The 18,018-nt window shown below is 71.7% G+C and carries 15 protein-coding genes; 9 read left to right on the top strand and 6 right to left on the bottom strand.

The window, feature by feature from the left end:
* The first annotated feature begins 383 nt into the window (after positions 1-383).
* Positions 384-1,295 carry a YceI family protein gene (locus tag IEZ04_RS28085; RefSeq protein WP_189219781.1) on the top strand — a complete coding sequence of 304 codons (912 nt, stop codon included), beginning with the start codon at positions 384-386 and terminating at the stop codon, positions 1,293-1,295.
* Between the two features lie 139 nt (positions 1,296-1,434).
* On the opposite strand, the gene IEZ04_RS28080 is transcribed toward IEZ04_RS28085, so the two are convergent.
* Positions 1,435-2,970, bottom strand: coding sequence for an aldehyde dehydrogenase (NADP(+)) (locus IEZ04_RS28080; protein WP_229821316.1), 1,536 nt, complete (start codon positions 2,968-2,970; stop codon positions 1,435-1,437).
* A gap of 139 nt (positions 2,971-3,109) precedes the next feature.
* Here IEZ04_RS28080 and IEZ04_RS28075 point away from each other — a divergent pair, with 139 nt between their 5' ends.
* Both IEZ04_RS28075 and IEZ04_RS28070 read left to right on the top strand, forming a co-directional pair.
* Positions 3,110-3,883, top strand: a complete 774-nt coding sequence (locus IEZ04_RS28075; RefSeq protein WP_189219779.1) for an IclR family transcriptional regulator — start codon at positions 3,110-3,112, stop codon at positions 3,881-3,883.
* 83 nt (positions 3,884-3,966) lie between these two features.
* Positions 3,967-5,427 carry a peptidoglycan D,D-transpeptidase FtsI family protein gene (locus tag IEZ04_RS28070; RefSeq protein WP_189219778.1) on the top strand — a complete coding sequence of 487 codons (1,461 nt, stop codon included), beginning with the start codon at positions 3,967-3,969 and terminating at the stop codon, positions 5,425-5,427.
* Between the two features lie 27 nt (positions 5,428-5,454).
* Here the strand turns inward: IEZ04_RS28070 and IEZ04_RS28065 are convergent, their stop codons facing one another.
* Positions 5,455-6,906 (bottom strand): NCS2 family permease, encoded by a 1,452-nt coding sequence (locus IEZ04_RS28065; protein WP_189219777.1) that lies wholly within the window; start codon positions 6,904-6,906, stop codon positions 5,455-5,457.
* Positions 6,907-7,184: 278 nt separating this feature from the next.
* Here IEZ04_RS28065 and IEZ04_RS28060 point away from each other — a divergent pair, with 278 nt between their 5' ends.
* The 5 genes from IEZ04_RS28060 to IEZ04_RS28040 all read left to right on the top strand — a co-directional run bounded on the left by IEZ04_RS28060 (position 7,185) and on the right by IEZ04_RS28040 (position 11,248).
* Entirely contained in the window at positions 7,185-7,745 is a 561-nt protein-coding gene (locus tag IEZ04_RS28060; RefSeq protein WP_189219776.1) for a SigE family RNA polymerase sigma factor, read from the top strand.
* Positions 7,742-8,653: a hypothetical protein gene (locus IEZ04_RS28055; RefSeq protein WP_189219775.1), complete on the top strand. Its 912-nt coding sequence runs from the start codon at positions 7,742-7,744 to the stop codon at positions 8,651-8,653. The genes IEZ04_RS28060 and IEZ04_RS28055 overlap by 4 nt, the downstream gene beginning before the upstream one ends.
* A 147-nt stretch (positions 8,654-8,800) precedes the next feature.
* On the top strand, positions 8,801-9,613 hold the full coding sequence (locus IEZ04_RS28050; RefSeq protein WP_189219774.1) for a pectate lyase: 813 nt from the start codon (positions 8,801-8,803) through the stop codon (positions 9,611-9,613).
* 164 nt (positions 9,614-9,777) lie between these two features.
* Positions 9,778-10,851: a terpene synthase family protein gene (locus IEZ04_RS28045; RefSeq protein WP_189219773.1), complete on the top strand. Its 1,074-nt coding sequence runs from the start codon at positions 9,778-9,780 to the stop codon at positions 10,849-10,851.
* A gap of 136 nt (positions 10,852-10,987) precedes the next feature.
* Positions 10,988-11,248, top strand: a complete 261-nt coding sequence (locus IEZ04_RS28040; protein WP_189219772.1) for a hypothetical protein — start codon at positions 10,988-10,990, stop codon at positions 11,246-11,248.
* 86 nt (positions 11,249-11,334) lie between these two features.
* Here the strand turns inward: IEZ04_RS28040 and IEZ04_RS28035 are convergent, their stop codons facing one another.
* The 4 genes from IEZ04_RS28035 to IEZ04_RS28020 form a co-directional block, all read right to left on the bottom strand.
* Positions 11,335-12,102: an ABC transporter permease gene (locus tag IEZ04_RS28035; RefSeq protein ID WP_189219771.1), complete on the bottom strand. Its 768-nt coding sequence runs from the start codon at positions 12,100-12,102 to the stop codon at positions 11,335-11,337.
* Positions 12,096-12,950, bottom strand: coding sequence for an ABC transporter ATP-binding protein (locus IEZ04_RS28030; RefSeq protein WP_189219770.1), 855 nt, complete (start codon positions 12,948-12,950; stop codon positions 12,096-12,098). Before IEZ04_RS28030 ends, IEZ04_RS28035 begins: the two co-directional genes overlap by 7 nt.
* Before the next feature lie 180 nt (positions 12,951-13,130).
* Complete coding sequence (locus tag IEZ04_RS28025) at positions 13,131-14,198, bottom strand: polyprenyl synthetase family protein (RefSeq protein ID WP_229821315.1); 1,068 nt, start codon at positions 14,196-14,198, stop codon at positions 13,131-13,133.
* A gap of 139 nt (positions 14,199-14,337) precedes the next feature.
* Positions 14,338-15,489, bottom strand: coding sequence for a right-handed parallel beta-helix repeat-containing protein (locus IEZ04_RS28020; protein WP_189219769.1), 1,152 nt, complete (start codon positions 15,487-15,489; stop codon positions 14,338-14,340).
* A 264-nt stretch (positions 15,490-15,753) separates the two neighbouring features.
* Between IEZ04_RS28020 and IEZ04_RS28015 the strand changes: the two genes are divergently transcribed.
* Positions 15,754-18,009: a glycoside hydrolase family 43 protein gene (locus IEZ04_RS28015; protein ID WP_189219768.1), complete on the top strand. Its 2,256-nt coding sequence runs from the start codon at positions 15,754-15,756 to the stop codon at positions 18,007-18,009.
* Positions 18,010-18,018: the final 9 nt, after the last annotated feature.

Below are 18,018 nucleotides of genomic sequence, written 5' to 3'. Positions count from 1 at the left end.
GTACGGGTTGACGGGGACTACTCCGCTCTTTTTCGTGAACCTTCAATCATCGCGCCGCATTCCCCGGCCTTCGGGATTTCCCCGATTCACCTCTCCGCGAATTCGGTCCTTCACCACAGCGTCGATGCAAATCTCCGAAATCGAGCGACTTGGACCCCGGCCCCGGTGAGCCGCCGATACACCTTGTGAACAGGCCGTCTCCCAACCTTCACGCCAGGCGCAGCCTCGCGTGATCTACGCCCTCACCGACTGCTTTATGATCGTCGGACGAGCCGCCCATCTCCGTGTCTGCGCCCCTGCTTTCGGGCGCACTTGGCGACCGCGAACACGATCTGTTCAGCGGCCCCACGCGACTCCGACAAGTGTGAAGAAAGGTGAACAGCATGGTCCTCGGACTGCTCCGACGCCGGCGTTCCAAAAGCGGTTCCGGCGCTGCGGGCCTCACCATCCCCCTGCCGCCGGGCGCGGGCGCGATCGGCTGCGAGGTCGTGGACCCCATGGGGCAGCCCATGGGCGGAGCCGATGTCACAGTCACCGCGCTGGACACCCACCGTGTCGCCACCCGCGGCATCACCGACCCCTTCGGCCACTTCATGGCGACGCTGCCGTCCGGCAGCTACAGCATGATGGTCGCCGCCGAGGGCCTGTCGCCCGCCAGGGAGACCGTCGAGGTCGTCTCCGGCACCTCCCAGCCCACCCTGCGCGTCGGCCTCCAGCCCGCCCGCCAGCTCGAACTGCCCTCGCCCGGCACCTGGCTGTTCGACCCGCCGCACACCGCGATCCGGTTCATCGCCAAGCACGTCGGCATGGCCCACGTCCACGGCCGCTTCACCCGCTTCGACGGCGGCATCCAGGTCGCGCAGAACATGGGCGACTCCCGGGTGTCGGTGCGCATCGACGCCTCCAGCATCAACACGGGCAACAACACCCGTGACAACCACCTGCGGTCCGCCGACTTCCTCGACGTCGAGCGCTACCCGTACATCGACTTCGCCAGCACCCGCTTCGTGTACCGCGGCGGCTCCAAGTGGACGCTGCAGGGCACGCTGAGCATGCACGGCATCAGCCGCTCGGTCGGCCTGGACACGACGTACCTCGGCATGGTCAACGGCGGCTACGAGCAGGAACTGCGCTGCGCCGCGCTCGCCAAGGCGGAGCTGCACCGCGAGGACTTCACCCTCAACTGGCGCTCGATGCTGGCCCGTGGCATCGCGGTCGTCGGCCCGACCATCCAGCTCGAACTGGACGTCCAGGCGATGTACCGCACCCACGACACCCCTACGCCGCCGGAGTAGGCGGGCACACAGCGGAGGACCCCGGTCGCCTGGGCGACCGGGGTCCTCCGCTGTGTGCCCGCGCCCCGGAAGGGGCGCGGGGAACTGCGCGACCGGCCACGACGAGCGCGCAGCCGAAACGCAGCCAGAAGCGGAGCGGCTACCGCTCCAGCACGCCGTTGAACCGCCGAGGCACCCCCAGCGGGTTGTCGTCGCGCAGCTCCGGCGGCAGCAGCGCCTCGGGGGCGCCCTGGTACGCGACCGGCCGCAGCCAGCGCTCGATCGCCGTGCCGCCCACGGAGGTCGACGTGGAGGTCGTCGCCGGGTACGGGCCGCCGTGGTGCTGGGCCGGGGCGACCGCGACACCGGTGGGCCAGCCGTTGACGAGGACGCGGCCGGCGAGCGGGGTGAGTTCCGCGAGGATCTCCGCGCCCCGGCCCTCGCCCGCGGCCTCCGCCTCGGAGAGGTGCACGGTCGCGGTGAGGTTGCCGGGCAGCCGGCCCAGGAGCGCCTTGGCCTCGCCGTCGTCCGCGTAGCGGGCCACGACCGTCAGCGGGCCGAAGCACTCCTCCAGCAGCAGCTCGTGCTCACCGCCCTCGACGGCCAGCCTGTCCGCCGGGACCGTGAGGAAGCCGGGGCGGACGGTGTGCTCGTCGTCGCCGGGTCCCGCGGCGACCGGGGCCTCGACGCCGGGCAGCTCGGCGCGCTCGGTGACGCCCGCGAGGAAGTTGTCGCGCATGCGGTGGTCGAGGAGCACCCCGGCGTCGACGTCGGCGACCGCGCTGGAGAGCGACTCGACCAGCTTGTCGCCGGCCTCGCCCGCCGGCGCCAGGACGAGACCCGGCTTCACGCAGAACTGGCCCACGCCCAGCGTCATCGAGCCCGCGAGCCCCGCCCCGATCGCCTCGGCGCGCTCGGCCGCCGCGGCCTCGGTGACGACGACGGGGTTCAGGGAGCCCAGCTCGCCGTGGAACGGGATCGGCACCGGGCGGGCCGCCGCCGCGTCGAAGAGGGCACGGCCGCCGCGTACGGAACCGGTGAAGCCGGCCGCCGCGACCAGCGGGTGCTTGACCAGCTCGACGCCCGCCTCGAAGCCGTGGACCAGACCGACGACGCCCTCGGGGATGCCGTGCTCGGCCGCGGCGGCGCGCAGCTCGGCGGCGACCTGCTCGGACAGCCCCGGGTGGTCGGGGTGCGCCTTCACGACGACGGGGCAGCCGGCCCCGAGCGCGCTCGCGGTGTCACCGCCGGCGACGGAGAAGGCGAAGGGGAAGTTGGAGGCCGAGTAGACGGCCACGACACCGAGCGGCACCTTGTAGCGGCGCAGGTCCGGAATGGGCGGGGTGGCGGTGTCGTCGGGGTGGTTGATGACGACGTCGAGGTACGCGCCCTCGTCGACGATGTCCGCGAAGGACCGCAACTGGTAGCAGGTGCGCGCGAGTTCGCCGGTGAGCCGGGTGGCACCCAGCGCGGTCTCGGCGTCCGCCAGCTCCACGAGGCGGTCCTTCGCACCCTCCAGCCGGTCGGCGGCGGTGCGCAGGAACGCGGCGCGCACGGTGCGGTCGGCGAGGGCACCGCGCGCGGCGTGGGCGGCCCGGACGGCCTCGTCCACCCCCTGGGCTGTGGCCTCCACCGCAACCTGCTCGCGCTGCTTCCCGGTACGGGGGTCGACACTCCAGACTGGTGCTGCTGCCACCGCGGGTTCCCTCCACATGTCATACCGCTCTTGCCGCAGTTCGTACGTCGTCCACCAGCGGCGTTCGATATGCTGAACGCCGTCTCCATTGATGAACACCCGGGAGACTATTTCCCGGCGAACGAAGGGGTCAAGGGCGATGTCGGCAGGCGAGACGGGCGGTGGGACGCAGGTCAAGTCCGCGGTGCGCACGGTGGAACTGCTCGAGTACTTCGCGGGCAGTCCCGGCATGCACTCCCTGGCCTCGGTGCAGGAGGCGGTCGGGTACCCCAAGTCGAGTCTGTACATGCTGCTGCGCACCCTGGTGGACCTCGGCTGGGTGGAGACGGACGCGACGGGCACGCGGTACGGCATCGGCGTGCGGGCGCTGCTCGTCGGCACCTCCTACATCGACGGCGACGAGGTGGTGGCCGCGGCCCGGCCGACGCTGGACCGCCTCTCCGACGACACCACCGAGACGATCCACCTGGCCCGGCTCGACGGCACGAACGTCGTCTACCTCGCCACCCGCCAGTCGCAGCACTACCTGCGCCCGTTCACGCGGGTGGGCCGCCGGCTGCCCGCCCACTCGACGTCGCTGGGCAAGGCGCTCCTCGCCACCCACACCGACGAGCAGGTCCGCAAGCTGCTCCCGGAGACGCTGCCGGCGCTGACCGAGCACACCATCACGGACCGCGAGAAGCTCATCGAGGAACTGCACCTGATCCGTGAGCAGGGGATCGCCGTGGACCGCGAGGAGAACACGCTGGGCCTGCGCTGCTTCGGCGTGGCCGTCCCGTACCGCACCCCCGCCCGGGACGCGATCAGCTGCTCGGTGCCGGTGGCCCGGCTCACCCCCGCCCACGAGCAGCTGGTCAAGGACGCCCTGTTCGACGCCCGGGACCGGCTGACGCTGGCGACGCGGAGGCTGTGACGCCGTACGGCCACATGAGGAAAGCATGAGAAAACGGGCGGAAGGGAACGTCCGTCCCCGTTCCGCTCGTCCTTCCGGACGCCATGAACAAGACGATCAGGCGGTCCGCCGTCTTCACACTGCTGCTCGTGTTCGCCCTGCTGGTCAGGGCGACCTGGGTGCAGTTCTACGAGGCGCGGGCGCTCGCGGACGACAAGAACAACCGGCGCACGGTGATCGAGCAGTACGCCCAGCCGCTCGGGAACATCATCGTGGGCGGCGACGCGGTCACGGGCTCCGCGCGCACGGAGAGCGGTGACCTCGCGTACAAGCGCTCGTACACGGACGGCTCGCTGTACGCGGCCGTCACGGGATACAGCTCCCAGGTGTACGGGGCGACGCAGCTGGAGGGCATCTACCAGGACCTGCTCGACGGCACGGGCGCCGAGCTGAAGGACCCGCTGGACGTGCTCACCAAGGAGCGCGCAGCCCCGGGCGACGTGGTCACGACGATCGATCCGGACGTGCAGAAGGCCGGGTACGAGGCGCTCGGCGACACCAAGGGCGCCGCCGTCGCGATCGACCCGTCGACCGGGGAGATCCTCGCCGTGGTCTCCACCCCGTCCTACGACCCGGGCACCATCAGCGGCTCCGGCTCGTCCGACGCGGCGGCCTGGCGGAAGCTGACCAAGGACGAGGACAAGCCGCTGGTCAACCGGGCGCTGCGGCAGCCGCTGCCGCCGGGCTCGACGTTCAAGCTGGTCGTCGCGGCCGCCGCGCTGGAGGACGGGCTGTACGGGTCCGTGGACGAGCGCACGGACAGCCCGGTCCCGTACACCCTGCCCGGCACGGTCCGGGAGCTGGAGAACGAGAATCCCTCGGCGCCCTGCGAGAACGCCACGCTGCGGGTCGCCCTGCAGTACTCCTGCAACAACGTCTTCGGAAAGCTGGCCGTCGACCTCGGCCAGGACAGGGTGAGGGCGATGGCGGAGAAGTTCGGCTTCAACGACGACGAGCTGGACGTGCCGGTGCGGGCGTACGCGAGCGTGTACCCGTCGGGCATGGACGAGGCGCAGACCGCGCTGTCGGGCATCGGCCAGTTCGACGTGACGGCGACCCCGCTGCAGATGGCCATGGTGTCGGCGGCCATCGCAGGCGGCGGCGAGCTGGTGTCCCCGCACATGGTGGCGCAGACCAGCGACGCCGACGGCAACGTCCTGAAGGACTACGCCGACGAGACGGAGACCAAGGAGATCGTCAGCCCCTCCACCGCCGCACAGCTCCGGTCCGCGATGCAGACCGTGGTCGAGGACGGCACGGGCACCAACGCCCAGGTCTCCGGGGCGACGGTGGGCGGCAAGACCGGTACCGCCCAGCACGGCGAGAACAACAGCAAGACGCCGTACGCCTGGTTCACCTCGTACGCGCAGTCCGACGCGAACGGCAAGCAGGTCGCGGTCGCGGTGATCATCGAACAGTCGGACGCGGCCCGCTCCGAGGTCAGCGGCAACGGGCTGGCGGCGCCGGTGGCCCAGAGGATGATGGCGGCGGCGCTGGAGGACTGAGCAGGGGAACTCCCGCGCCGCCCCGCGTCACCTCACGCCCAGGAGCTGTTCGACCGGGTCGATCGCGAAGTACACCAGGAACAGCGCCGAGGTCGCCCACAGCAGCCGGTGCACCTCCCTCGCCCTGCCGAGCACCGTCTTGATCAGGACGTAACTGACGAAGCCCGCGCCGATGCCGTTGGTGATCGAGTAGGTGAACGGCATCACGGCGATCGTCAGGAACGCGGGCACCGCGATCTCGTACCGCTCCCAGTCGATCTGCCTGACCTGGGTCATCATCAGGAAGCCCACCGCGACCAGCGCCGGGGCGGCCGCCTGCATCGGGACCATGGTCAGCAGCGGGGTGAGGAACAGGGCGCACGCGAACAGCCCGCCGGTGACCAGATTCGCGACGCCGGTGCGCGCGCCCTCGCCGACGCCCGCCGCCGACTCGACGTACGAGGTCGCGGAGGAGGCGGAGGCGGCGCCGCCCGCGACGGCCGCCGCGCCGTCGATGAGCAGCACCCGGCCCAGGTTCGGCACCCGGCCCCGCTCGTCGAGCAGTCCGGCCTCGGCGCTGACGCCGACGACCGTGCCCATGGAGTCGAAGAAGTCGGACAGCAACAGGGTGAAGACGAGCAGCACCACGGTGATCACCGTGGTCTCGCCGAAGGCACCGAACAGGCTGAAGTCGCCGATCAGCCCGAACGCCGGCGCCGCCACGATGTCGTCGGGAAGCTCCGGCGTGGTCAGGCCCCAGCTCCCGACGTCGGCGACCGCGTCGATCACGATCGCGACGGCCGTCATGGCCAGGATGCTGATCAGGATCGCGCCCCTGACCCCGCGGGCGAGCAGGGCGACCGTCAGCAGCACACCGAGACAGAAGACGAGCACCGGCCAGCCCGACAGCGCGCCGGTGGCGCCGAGCTGCACGGGGACGGTGCTGTTCGCGGCGTCCGGCAGCCGGCTGACGAACCCCGCGTCGACGAAGCCGATGAAGGCGATGAACAGGCCGATGCCCACACCGATGGCCTGCTTGAGCGGCTGCGGGACGGCGCGCATGACGGCCTCGCGCAGTCCGGTCACCACGAGGACGCAGATCAGCAGTCCTTCGAGGACGACCAGACCCATCGCGTCGGCCCAGCTCATCAGCGGGGCGACCTGGAAGGCGACGACCGCGTTCAGCCCGAGTCCGGCGGCGAGCGCGAGCGGGAGGTTGCCGCCGACGCCCATGATGATCGTCATGACGGCCGCTACCAGGGCGGTGGCGGTGGCCAGTTCGGCGCCGTCGAGCCGGTGCCCGAACTTGTCCTCGGCGCTGCCGAGGACAAGGGGATTCAGGACAAGGATGTACGCCATCGTGAAGAACGTGGCGAAGCCGCCGCGTAACTCACGGGCGAAGGTGGAGCCCCTGGCGGTGACCTGGAAGAAGCGGTCGACCCTGGTCACCGCGGGTGACCCGGTCTTCGGCGGCCCGGCCGCCTGCTGGGTGTCAGACATGGCGGATACTCCCTCGTGACCTGCGTGCTCCGGGTGTGCGGGCGTTGGCTGGATTGTTCCCGCGCCGCATGCACTTCAGGTTTTCTCCCTGTTACGGATCCCGAGTTCGGTGGACCATACGGCGTCCGAAGGCCCGTACGAACACTGCTACGCTTCCGGATCACTCGCCCCAGAGAAACGATCATGCGACGCGACGCCGGGGCACCCCGGGGCCGTATCCACAGGCGCACACGCCCCACGCCGGTCCCCCGTCGAGCCGCAGCGAAGAGAGGTCGCCCGTGGGCACTGTCGTCGACGACGCCGCCTCCGTGGAGTTCCACGCCTTCTTCGAGCGGCACTACGCCGAACTGGCGCGGCTCGCCGCTCTGCTGACGGGCGAGGCCGACGCGGCCGACGATCTCGCGGCGGACGCGCTGCTCGCGCTCTGGCACCGCTGGGACCGGGTGCGGGCGGCCGACCATCCGGTGGCGTACGCGCGCGGTGTGGTGGCCAACCTGGCCCGTACCCGTATCCGCAGCGCGATCCGCGAGCGGCGGCGCATCACGCTGTTCTGGTCGCAGCGCGAGGAGAAGACCGAGAACCCCGACGTTCCCGGCATGGTGGACGTGCAGGAGGCGCTGCGCAGACTGCCGTTCCGCAAACGGGCGTGCGTGGTGCTGCGGCACGCCTTCGACCTCTCCGAGAAGGACACCGCGCTGGCACTGGGAGTGTCGGTGGGTACGGTGAAGAGCCAGACCTCGAAGGGGATGGCCGAACTCCAGAGGTTGCTCGGGTCGCAGGACGCCCCGCGGCAGATCCACAGGGCGGTGTCCGGGGCCACCGGAGGAAGGGACAGATGAGGGACGTGCACGACGAGCTGCGCGCCCGCCTGCGCGAGGCGGCCGAGGCCCACGAGCCCGACCGCGCGACGATTCTGGCCCGGATCGAACGCGGTATGACCGACGAGACCCGCACCACGCACCGGTCGCGGCCCCTGCGCGGCTGGGCCGGCTGGGCGCGCCTGGCGGGCGCCACGGCCGCCGTCGCCGGGATCCTCGGGGTGGGCGGCTACGCGGTCGCCTCGGCGGTCAGGAACGCGCAGCCCGCGGACCGTACCGTCACGGTGTCGCCGACGCCCGTCGTCTCCCCGGACGCGACGAGCCGCGCACCGCTCCCGCCCGACGACCCGGCCCCGAGCGGCGGCACGAGCGAGCAGCCGGGCGGCACCCCGTCCGCGGAGAGTTCCACGGAGGCGGAGGCGCCGTCGGGCTCCGTCTCGTCCGGACCGCCCGCGCAGCACCGGGCCGTCGGGACCGCGAGCGGGCCGCTGTGGTCCGACGGCTCGGTCGACCCGCACAGCAACGAGTTCTGGGCGCAGAGCAACCTCACCCTGAGGACCGGCGAGGAGCTCACCGCGCTCACCGTCGAGCTGCGCGTCGCGCTGACCGACGGGGTCACCTCCACCGGCGCCTGGCGCTCGCTGCCCGAGCAGGACTTCACGTTCACGGTCGAGGAGGAGGGCGGCTTCCTCGTCCACCGGTGGGTGCTCAAGGAGGGCCGTACGGTCCCGGCCGGGGAGTGGGTCTTCGCGGGCCAGTACGACCACGCGCGCGGCGGCCGTGACGCCGGCGACGACGGCTACACGATGACCGCGACGGCGGACGGCGAGGAGCACACCGTGGGCGGCGACTTCGCACCGCGGGACGGCGACGGGGACGACGGCGACGGCGACGGCGACGGCGACGGGAGCAGCGGGGACGACTCGTGAACCCGTGAGTGAACCCGTGAGTGAGTCCGCGCGTGAGGCCGCGAGTGAGCGAGCGAAAAAGTTCGTCCCGTCCGGCAACCCTTTCCCCACCGGTGGCGACCAGCAGAGGAAAGCACCGCTCTGATCCCCCACCGAAGGAAGCGGGACATGACTTCACCAGCGGAGCACCGTGTGCGTCACCCCCACCGGACCGTACGCCGGCACGCCCTCCTCAGCGGCCTCGGCGCGCTCGGTCTGACCGGCGCCGCCCTCGTCGGCGGTTCCACGCTGCCGGCCGCGGAGGCCGCGACCTGGCCCTCCCCCTCCGGCAGCCAGGCCGTGAGCTCCACCATCTCGGTGTCCGGCACCCGCGACGGCGGGATGGTCCGGTACTACGGCAGCGGCAACCTGGCCGGTGACGGCCAGGAGGAGGGCCAGGACCCGATCTTCAAGCTCGCGGCCGGCGCGACGTTGAAGAACGTCATCATCGGCGCGCCCGGCGCCGACGGCATCCACTGCGAGGGCAACTGCACCCTGCAGAACGTGTGGTGGGAGGACGTCGGCGAGGACGCCGCCACGTTCCGGGGCGGCAACGGTACCGTCGCCACCGTGAGCGGCGGCGGCGCGAGGAAGGCCGCCGACAAGGTGTTCCAGCACAACGGCGGCGGCACGGTGAACATCTCGAACTTCGCCGTCAGCGAGTTCAAGACCTTCTACCGCTCCTGCGGCGACTGCTCCACGCAGTACACACGGAAGGTCAACCTCAGCAACATCGAGGTGACCGGGACCGGCTCCACCGCGCGGATCGCCGGCATCAACACCAACCGCAGCGACGTCGCGACGCTGCGGGGCATCACGATCCTCAACGACAGCAGCCGCAAGGTCGTTCCCTGCCAGAAGTACAACAACACCACCGCGGTGGGCACGGGTCCGGACAGCACCAACTGCCTGTACTCGTCGTCCGACATCACCTACAGGTGATCCCACCGCGGCCGTCACCGTCACCGTCAATCGGCGACACGGACTGACCGTTTGGTGTTGATTTCCGGCTGGATGTTGCCTGTCTCGTTCCGGGACGGAACCGGCCGTAGAAGGATGAGTCCTCCTTCTACGGCCGACCACCCCGATTCCACCAGGGACGTGACATGGGACTCTCCCCCACCGAAGCCGACTTCCCGCCCCACTGGTGTCCGCTGGAGTCGGCGGTCCATCCGCGCGTGCGCCAGGTCGAGGAGCGGGCCGAGGCGTGGATCGGGGACAGCGGCATGTGCGCGTCCGAGGAGGAGCGCGCCTGGGCCGTCGCGTCCCGCGGCACGGAGTTCTTCGCGCGGTTCGCCCCGGACGCGGCGGACGACGAGCGCCTGCTGGCCGGCTCGCTCTGGGTGTACTTCGGTTTCGCCTTCGACGACGCCCGCTGCGACGCCGGGCCGCTGAGCTCACGGCCCGCGCAGTTCACCGCGCTGGCCGGCCGGATCCAGCGGGCGTTCGAGGCACCCGGCGCGGACATGGCCGACGAGCGGTTCGCCGCCCCGCTGCAGGACATCGCCCGCCGGTTCCGTGCCCTCGGCACACCGTCGCAGGTACGGCGGTTCGCGCACGCCCAGCGGGCCTGGCTCTCCGGTGTCTCCTGGCAGATCGGCAACCAGGCGGTCGGGCGCATGCCCGGCCTCGACGAGTACCTGGCCATGCGGCTGCTGGCCAGCGGCGGGGAACCGACCTTCGCCCTGCTGGAGCTGGCCACCGGGCAGGAGGTGCCCGAGGCGGAGATGCAGCGGCCGGCCGTACGGGCCCTGACCGAGCTGGCCGTCATGGTGGCGGCCCTGGACAACGACCGGCACTCGCTGCACAAGGAGTTCTCCCGCGACGTCGCCGACCAGAACGTCTATACGGTGCTGACGCAGCACGGGGCCCTGTCGCTGCCCGAGGCGGTGCGGGAGGCGACCCGGCTCAGGGACCGGATGCTGCTGCGCTTCCTCCGGCTGTACGACCGGGTGCGCCCGCGGGCCTCGGCGGCGCTCGGCACCTATCTGCAGGGGCTGCGGTACGGGATGCGGGGCAACATCGAGTGGGCGCTCCGGGTGCCGCGCTATCTCGGCCCGGACTCCGGCGGGGAGGGCGGCTCGCCGCCGCGGTGGGCGGAGTCCCCCGCCGACAGCAGCCCGCACGCACCCGAGGGCCTGCCCAGCGTCGCCTGGTGGTGGGACGCGGCCCTCGCCTGACGGCGAACCCCCGGCGAATTCGCCCTCATTCGGGGGACAGCACGGAACGGGCCGGAATTTCTCCGCCGGGCCGACGGCGTATTTCACTAGCATCGCTGTCGATCTGCTGTGTTTTCCTCGCCGCAAGGAGTTGTGGTTGCCGATGTATTTCCTTCGCCGCGCTGTGACCGTGTGTGCCGCAGCGGCCGCGCTCGCCGTGGCAGGCGCCCCCGCGGCGCCGGCCGCCGAATTCCCGGCCGCCGGCAGTTTTCCGCCGCCCGGTGACGGGGACGGGCATTTCCACCATCACCACCACGGCCGCCATGAGCGCCCGCTGAACTTCGGTCCGTTCGAGATCCCGCGGCGCGGCGACGTCAACGGCGGCCTGTCGTGGAATCTCTCCGGCCGCGAGCACTGACCGTCGTCACAGGTGCGGGTGGGGTGCGCCGACACGCACCCCACCCGCACCTCTTGCGTCCCCGCCCGTGTCCTCCGCGCCGGCGCTCAGCGCTTGAGCGTGGCCGCGCTGGCCATCAGGACACCGATGACGCAGCCCAGGATCAGCAGGGCGTCCCGTACGAAGACGCCGGTGACGCCCTCGTGGGCGGCGGCCTCGGCGGCGGCCTGGACCGCGTACGTCATCGGCATGACCTTGGCCAGGGCCCCGAGGGAGCCGTGCATCTCCTCGCGCGGCACGAACAGCCCGCACACCAGGAACTGCGGCAGCACCCCGGCGGGGAGGAACTGCACCGCCTGGAACTCGTTGCGGGCGAAGCCGCTGGCCAGGATGCCCAGGGCCAGTCCCAGCAGGGCCCCCAGCATCGCGATGACCATCAGCAGCACCGCGGGGCCCTTGATGTCCAGGCCCAGTGGACCGATGGCCAGCAGGGTGGACAGCGTCGCCTGCAGCACGGCCAGGAACGCGAACGCGAGGCTGTAGCCCAGCACGATGTCCAGCCGCTGCACGGGCAGGGTCAGCAGCCGCTCCGCGGTGCCGGTGCTGCGCTCGCGCAGCGTGGACACCGAGGCGACCAGGTACATCACGATCACCGGGAAGATGCCGAAGACCTGGGGGCCGACCCGCTCGAACGTGCTCTCCGCGTCGTGGAACACCAGTTTCAGCAGCACCATCAGCATGCAGGGGATGACCAGTATCAGGGCGGTGCTGCCGCGGTCCCGGCGGATCTGCAGCAGCACCCGGCCGGCGGTGGCGGTGGTGATGCCCATCGAGAACGGCAGGGGGCGGGCCGTGCGGGCGCCGGTGGTCAGCATCGTGCTCCCGAGGAGAAGTACGGACGGTCTGCGTCGGCGGACTCGTCGGTGAGCAGCGGGGCCGGCACCCGCGCGACGGGTGCCCGGTCACCGGCCGCCTGGAGGGCGGCGGAGGCCGTGACCAGGTCCAGGAAGGCGTTCTCCACCGTCTCGCAGCCGGTGTACTCCAGCACCTCGTCGCGTCCGGCGGAGGCCAGCAGCCGGCCGGAGCGCATGAGCAGCAGCCGGTCGCAGTGGTCGGCCTCGTCCATGACGTGGCTGGAGACCAGCAGGGTCGTACCGTCGTCGGCGAGCCGCCGGAAGACCGTCCACAGCTCGCGGCGCACCAGGGGGTCGAGGCCGACGGTGGGCTCGTCCATGACCAGCAGTTCGGGCGAGCCGAGCAGCGCCACGGCCAGCGAGACGCGGGAGTACTGCCCGCCGGACAGCCAGGCGACCGGCTTGTCCGCGTACTCGGCCAGGTCGACCAGCTTCACCACGCGGACCACGGCGTCCTCCCGGCGCCAGCCGCGCATCCCGAGGGCCGCGGAGAAGTAGCGCAGGTTCTCCAGCACCGTCAGGTCCGGGTAGACCGAGGGAGCCTGGGTGACGTAGCCGACCCGGGTGCGCAGGACCCGCGAGCCGGCCGGAAAGCCCAGGACCTGGACGTGCCCGGCCGTGCAGGGCTGGATGCCGACGACGGAGCGCAGCAGCGTCGTCTTCCCGCAGCCGCTCGGTCCGAGGAGCCCGACGATGGCACCGCGCGGAACGGCGAAACTCACGTTCTGCACGATGACGTTCTCGCCGATGCAGACATGCAGACCGAAAACACTGACGGCCGGCAGAACGACCGGCTCCGGGCCTGTCATGGGGATATCCTTCTTGTCGCTTGTTCGCCGCTGCTCGGGAAACGATGACCGCTGTCTTCTTCGTAGGCGCCGCGGTCCCGGTATGGAAACGCCCGGCCCGTCCCATGGTTACGTACGGGAAAGCGCCCCGGGTCCGGGTACGGAAATTGCGCGCCGCACCCGGAAAAGCGAACCGGAATTTCAGCGGTCGCGCCGGGTCATCGCCATCGCCACCGCGTGCAGCTGCCGTTGCACGTCCGGCGGCGGCTCGGCACGGGCCAGCGCCTTGAGGGCGGCCGTGACCTGCCGCTGTGCCTCCCGTTCCGTGGCCGTGCGGCCGCCTGCCTCCTCCACCAGCCGTGCGGCCACCGCGACGTCGGCCGGCGTGAGCGGCTCGGGGCGCTCGTACAGCCGGGCCAGCCGGCGGCCCGCCGTGCCGTCGTCGGCCAGCGCGACCGCCACCGGCAGGGACTTCTTCCGGGCGGCGAGGTCCGCGCCCACGGGTTTCCCGCTGCGCCGGCTGTCGCCCCAGATCGCCAGCAGGTCGTCGACGCACTGGTAGGCCACGCCGAGGCGCCGCCCGAACTCCCGCAGTGCGGCGACCCGGTGCTCGTCCGCTCCCGCCAGCACGCCGCCCAGGGCGCAGGCCCCGCCCATCAGCGCGCCCGTCTTGCCCTCCGCCATGGCCAGGTAGTCACGGGCCCCGACGCGCGGGGCCTTCTCGAAGGCGACGTCCCGGCTCTGTCCCCGCATCAGGTCGGCGAGCACGGTCACCAGTTCGCGCAAGCCGGCCGCGCCCCGGGGACCGGGCACCGCCGACAGCGTGCGCAGGGCGACCACCAGCAGCGCGTCGCCGGCCAGTACGGCCGCCGGCGTGCCGTAGACCGTCCAGGCCGCGGGGCGGTGCCGCCGCAGCGGATCCCCGTCGATCACGTCGTCGTGCAGCAGTGAGAAGTCGTGGACGAGTTCCACCGCCACGGCTCCCGGTACCGCGTGGTCCACCGTGCCGCCCACCGCTTTCGCGGCGAGGAACACCAGCGCGGGCCGCACCGCCTTGCCGCCCGGCCTGCCCACCGCGGCCAGGGGTTCCCCGTCCGCTTCGGTCCAGCCGCGGTGGTACCCCTCGACGATCCGTTCCGGCTCCGGCAGTCCCGCCATCGCCTCGCGCAGCGCGGGGGTCAGCAGTTCCCCCGCCCACTCCAGCGACCCGCCCTGTCCCGGGACGCGCACCTCCGCCTCAGGTGCGGTCAGCCCCGCCGTACCGCTCAACCCCGGCCACCTCCGCCTCGCCTGCACACTCCACCGGCCTCGGCAGTTCACGAGACACCACGGCCGACGGCCACGCCACGGGCCACACCCGCGAGCCCCACGCCCGCGCGTCGAAAACCCCCTGGACAGCCGACAGCGGTCAGCTCATCGCCGCGCCGACGGCCGTCGAGCCCGTGGTCAGGAACGTGGTGCTCGGCAGCGCGCCGCCGGGTCCGCGGGGGCCGTACGCGGTGGTCGCGTCGGTGGTGACGAAGGGCGGCGTGGCGACCCCGGCGTCCCAGGTGTTGGCGGTGGAGACCGTGGCGGGGCCGAGTCCGGACGCGCCCACGGCGTTGTGTACCGCGAGGTTGCGGGTGAGGCGGGCGGTGCCGTCGGGGAAGGAGAAGCCGGTGCCGGTGTTGGCGTAGGCGGTGTTGTGGTCCAGCCGGACGGTGCCGGTGCCCGCGTTCCCGGTGAAGCCGTGGCGGGTGTTGTCCCAGGCCGCGTTGGAGCGGACGGAGTGCGCGGCCGCGGCGCCGCCCCCGCCGAGCTGGAAGCCGTCGCCGCCGCCCTCGAAGGCGGGGTCCCGCCAGTGGTCGACGCCGTTGCCGTACGCCCATGAGCGCTCGACGGCGACCGGCGAGGAGAACTGCCACAGGTCGAGGCCGTCGTCCGCGTTGCCGTGCAGGCGGGCGCCGGTGACACGGTTGCCGGTGCCGGAGCCGAACCTGACGGCGATGCCGTCGGCGTTGCGGCCGTGGGTCGCCACGTCGTAGTTGCCGTGGCTGTCCAGGTTCTCCACGAGGTTGCCGGCCGTGCCGTCGCCGCGCAGGGTGAAGCCGGTGTCGCCGTTGTGCGCGGTGACGAGGTTCCGGAACACCCCTCCGGTGGAGGAGGTGGCCACGAAGCCCTGGGCCGGGCTGTTCTGCCAGGTGATGTCCCGGACGGTCCAGTGGTCGCCGGCGATCTCGGCGAGGAAGGAGCCGGCGGGGAGCCGTGAGCCGTCGATCCGCACCTCCTCGCCGCCGTACGCCCGGAGCGTGATGCGGGCCGACGCGGTGCCGTCGGCGGTGGACCTGAGGGTCGCCGCCGGGTGGTACGTGCCGCCGCGCACCTGGACGGTCGTGCCGGCGGAGATGTTCGCGACGGCCGACTCGAGCTCGGCGGTGGAGGAGACGGTGATCGTGGTGGCGGCCCGGGCGCCGCCGTTCGACAGACCGAGCCAGACGCCGCACGCACCCGCGGACACGGCCACCGCGGCGGCGGCCGAGAGGGTGCGGGCGCCGCGACGGCTTCCGGTGCTCTGGCGCACGGGAGTCCTCTCATGGGGCGCGAGGGAGGGGAGACGAGGGGAGGGAGGGCGGAGCGAAGCGGGCCGGAGGGGGGCCGGTTCCGGCCCGCTTCTGATCCCTTGTCGCCGCCGGACCCGGCGGGGTTGCCGCGAAACCCGAGAAAGAGTCGAAAATTTTCGCACCGTCCGTCACCCGCACACCGATTGACGCACCGTGCGCCGCTGATGACACTCCGAAGGTCGTCGCTCATCAACAGAATCCACCAGACTCCCACAGGGCGTGTCATGCGCCGCTCCACTCATACGCTCCTGCTGCTCCTGCCAGCTCTGCTGCTGAGCCTGCTCGGAGCACCGTCCGGTTCGGCCGGCTCCGCGGCCCATCAGGCCCACCCCGAAGGGCACCCAGTGAAGAAACCCCAGTACGCCGGCTATCTCTTCGCCTACTTCACAGGTGAGGGCACGGCCGACGGCGAGCAGATCCGCTACGCCCTCAGCCGCGGCAACGACGCCCTGCACTGGCGTGAGCTGAACGCGGGCAGACCCGTCCTCACCTCCACCGTCGGCGAGAAGGGCCTGCGCGACCCGTTCGTGATCCGCTCCCCCGAGGGCGACAGGTTCTACATGATCGCCACGGACTTGCGCATGTACCGCAACTCCAGCGGGAGCTGGGACGAGGTGCAGCGGCACGGCAGCAAGTCGATCATGATCTGGGACTCCACCGACCTGGTGCACTGGACCGACCAGCGCCTGGTCCGGGTCTCCCCCGGCAACGCGGGCAACACCTGGGCGCCGGAGGCCTACTGGGACGACACCCTGGACGCGTACGTCGTCTTCTGGGCGTCCAAGCTGTACGCCGGCGACGACCCGGACCACACCGGCTCGACGTACAACCGGATGATGTACGCCACCACGAAGGACTTCCGCACCTTCAGCGAGCCGAAGGTCTGGAGCGACCCCGGCTACTCGGTGATCGACTCGACGGTCGTCGAGCACCGGGGCACGTACTACCGCTACACCAAGGACGAGCGGAACCCCGGTTCCGCCGGCCCCTGTTCGAAGTTCATCACCGTCGAGAAGTCCAGGTCCCTCACCGACACCTCGTACGACTTCGTCGCGGACTGCGTCGGCAGCGGTGCCCTGGAACGCGGTGAGGGGCCGACGGTCTTCAAGTCCAACACCGAGGAGAAGTGGTACCTGTTCATCGACGAGTACGGGGGCCGCGGCTACGTGCCGTTCGAGACGACGGACCTGGACTCGGGCGAGTGGACGGTCCCGGAGAACCACCAGCTGCCCGCGAGCCCGCGGCACGGCACGGTGATCCCGGTGACGCGGGAGGAGTACGACCGGCTGCTGGCCGCCTACCCGGTGGGCCCCACGTCGGTCGTGGACGTGACGGCGCGCGGCCAGAAGGGGTACGCGGTCGTCACCGAGGAGTCCGCGAAGGTCGTCCTGCCGATGGAGCCCGGCGCCGATCTGCGCCGCCTCGCCCCGGAGCTGTGGGCCGGCGAGGGCGCGAAGGTGACCCCGCGGTCCGGTACGCCCCGCGACTTCCGCGAGCCGCGGACGTACACGGTGACGGCGGCTGGGGGTACCTCCCAGGCTTCTGGCACCGGGGGAGGCACGCGCCGCACCTGGACGGTCGAGGCGGTGCCGACCCGCAGCCCGGTGCTGCCCGGTCTGTACGCCGACCCGGACGTGCGGTACCTGGACGGCCGCTACTGGATCTACCCGACGACCGACGGCTTCCCCGGCTGGAGCGGCACCCGGTTCAAGGCGTTCTCGTCGGAGGACCTCGTCCACTGGACGGACCACGGCGTCATCCTCGACCTGGGGCCGGACGTGTCCTGGGCGGACGGCGACGCCTGGGCCCCGGCGATCGCCGAGCGCGACGGGACGTACTGGTTCTACTTCTGCGCCGAGCAGCAGATCGGCGTCGCGGTCGCCGACTCCCCCGCCGGCCCGTTCAGGGACGCGCTCGGCAAGCCCCTGATCGGGAGGACGGACTACCCGGGCGGCCAGATGATCGACCCGGCGGTCTTCACCGACGACGACGGACAGTCGTACCTGTACTGGGGCAACGGCAACGCGTACGTCGTGCCGCTGAACGACGACATGGTGTCCTTCGACGCGACCGAGGTGAAGGACATCACCCCGGACAACTTCCGCGAGGGCGCCTTCGTGATCAAGCGGAAGGGCACCTACTACTTCATGTGGTCGGAGGACGACACCCGCAGCGAGAACTACCGGGTCGCGTACGCGACCGGCCCGTCCCCGCTCGGCCCGTGGACCAAGCGGGGCGTCATCCTGTCCAAGCGGCCCGAGTACGGCATCAGGGCCACCGGCCACCACTCGGCGGTGAACGTGCCCGGCACCGACGACTGGTACGTCGTCTACCACCGGTTCGCCCTCGACGGCCCCGGCCGGCCCGGCGGCGACGGCACGCACCGGGAGACCACGATCGACCGGCTGGAGTTCGCGGCCGACGGGACGATCGTGCCGGTGGTGCCGACGCTGGAGTCGATCGGGCCGGTACGGCGCTGACGGGGGCGG

The organism is Streptomyces ruber (genome assembly GCF_014648075.1).
GTDB lineage: Bacteria > Actinomycetota > Actinomycetes > Streptomycetales > Streptomycetaceae > Streptomyces > Streptomyces ruber.
This window is presented reverse-complemented; position numbering and strand designations above follow the sequence as displayed.

Excerpts from the sequence above, each read along its gene's own strand:
- IEZ04_RS28035 (WP_189219771.1), bottom strand. The coding sequence starts at position 12,102 with ATGCTGACCACCGGCGCCCGCACGGCCCGCCCCCTGCCGTTCTCGATG.
- IEZ04_RS28015 (WP_189219768.1), top strand. The coding sequence starts at position 15,754 with ATGCGCCGCTCCACTCATACGCTCCTGCTGCTCCTGCCAGCTCTGCTG.
- IEZ04_RS28075 (WP_189219779.1), top strand. The coding sequence starts at position 3,110 with ATGTCGGCAGGCGAGACGGGCGGTGGGACGCAGGTCAAGTCCGCGGTG.
- IEZ04_RS28050 (WP_189219774.1), top strand. The coding sequence starts at position 8,801 with ATGACTTCACCAGCGGAGCACCGTGTGCGTCACCCCCACCGGACCGTA.
- IEZ04_RS28065 (WP_189219777.1), bottom strand. The coding sequence starts at position 6,906 with ATGTCTGACACCCAGCAGGCGGCCGGGCCGCCGAAGACCGGGTCACCC.
- IEZ04_RS28045 (WP_189219773.1), top strand. The coding sequence starts at position 9,778 with ATGGGACTCTCCCCCACCGAAGCCGACTTCCCGCCCCACTGGTGTCCG.
- IEZ04_RS28070 (WP_189219778.1), top strand. The coding sequence starts at position 3,967 with ATGAACAAGACGATCAGGCGGTCCGCCGTCTTCACACTGCTGCTCGTG.
- IEZ04_RS28085 (WP_189219781.1), top strand. The coding sequence starts at position 384 with ATGGTCCTCGGACTGCTCCGACGCCGGCGTTCCAAAAGCGGTTCCGGC.
- IEZ04_RS28055 (WP_189219775.1), top strand. The coding sequence starts at position 7,742 with ATGAGGGACGTGCACGACGAGCTGCGCGCCCGCCTGCGCGAGGCGGCC.
- IEZ04_RS28030 (WP_189219770.1), bottom strand. The coding sequence starts at position 12,950 with ATGACAGGCCCGGAGCCGGTCGTTCTGCCGGCCGTCAGTGTTTTCGGT.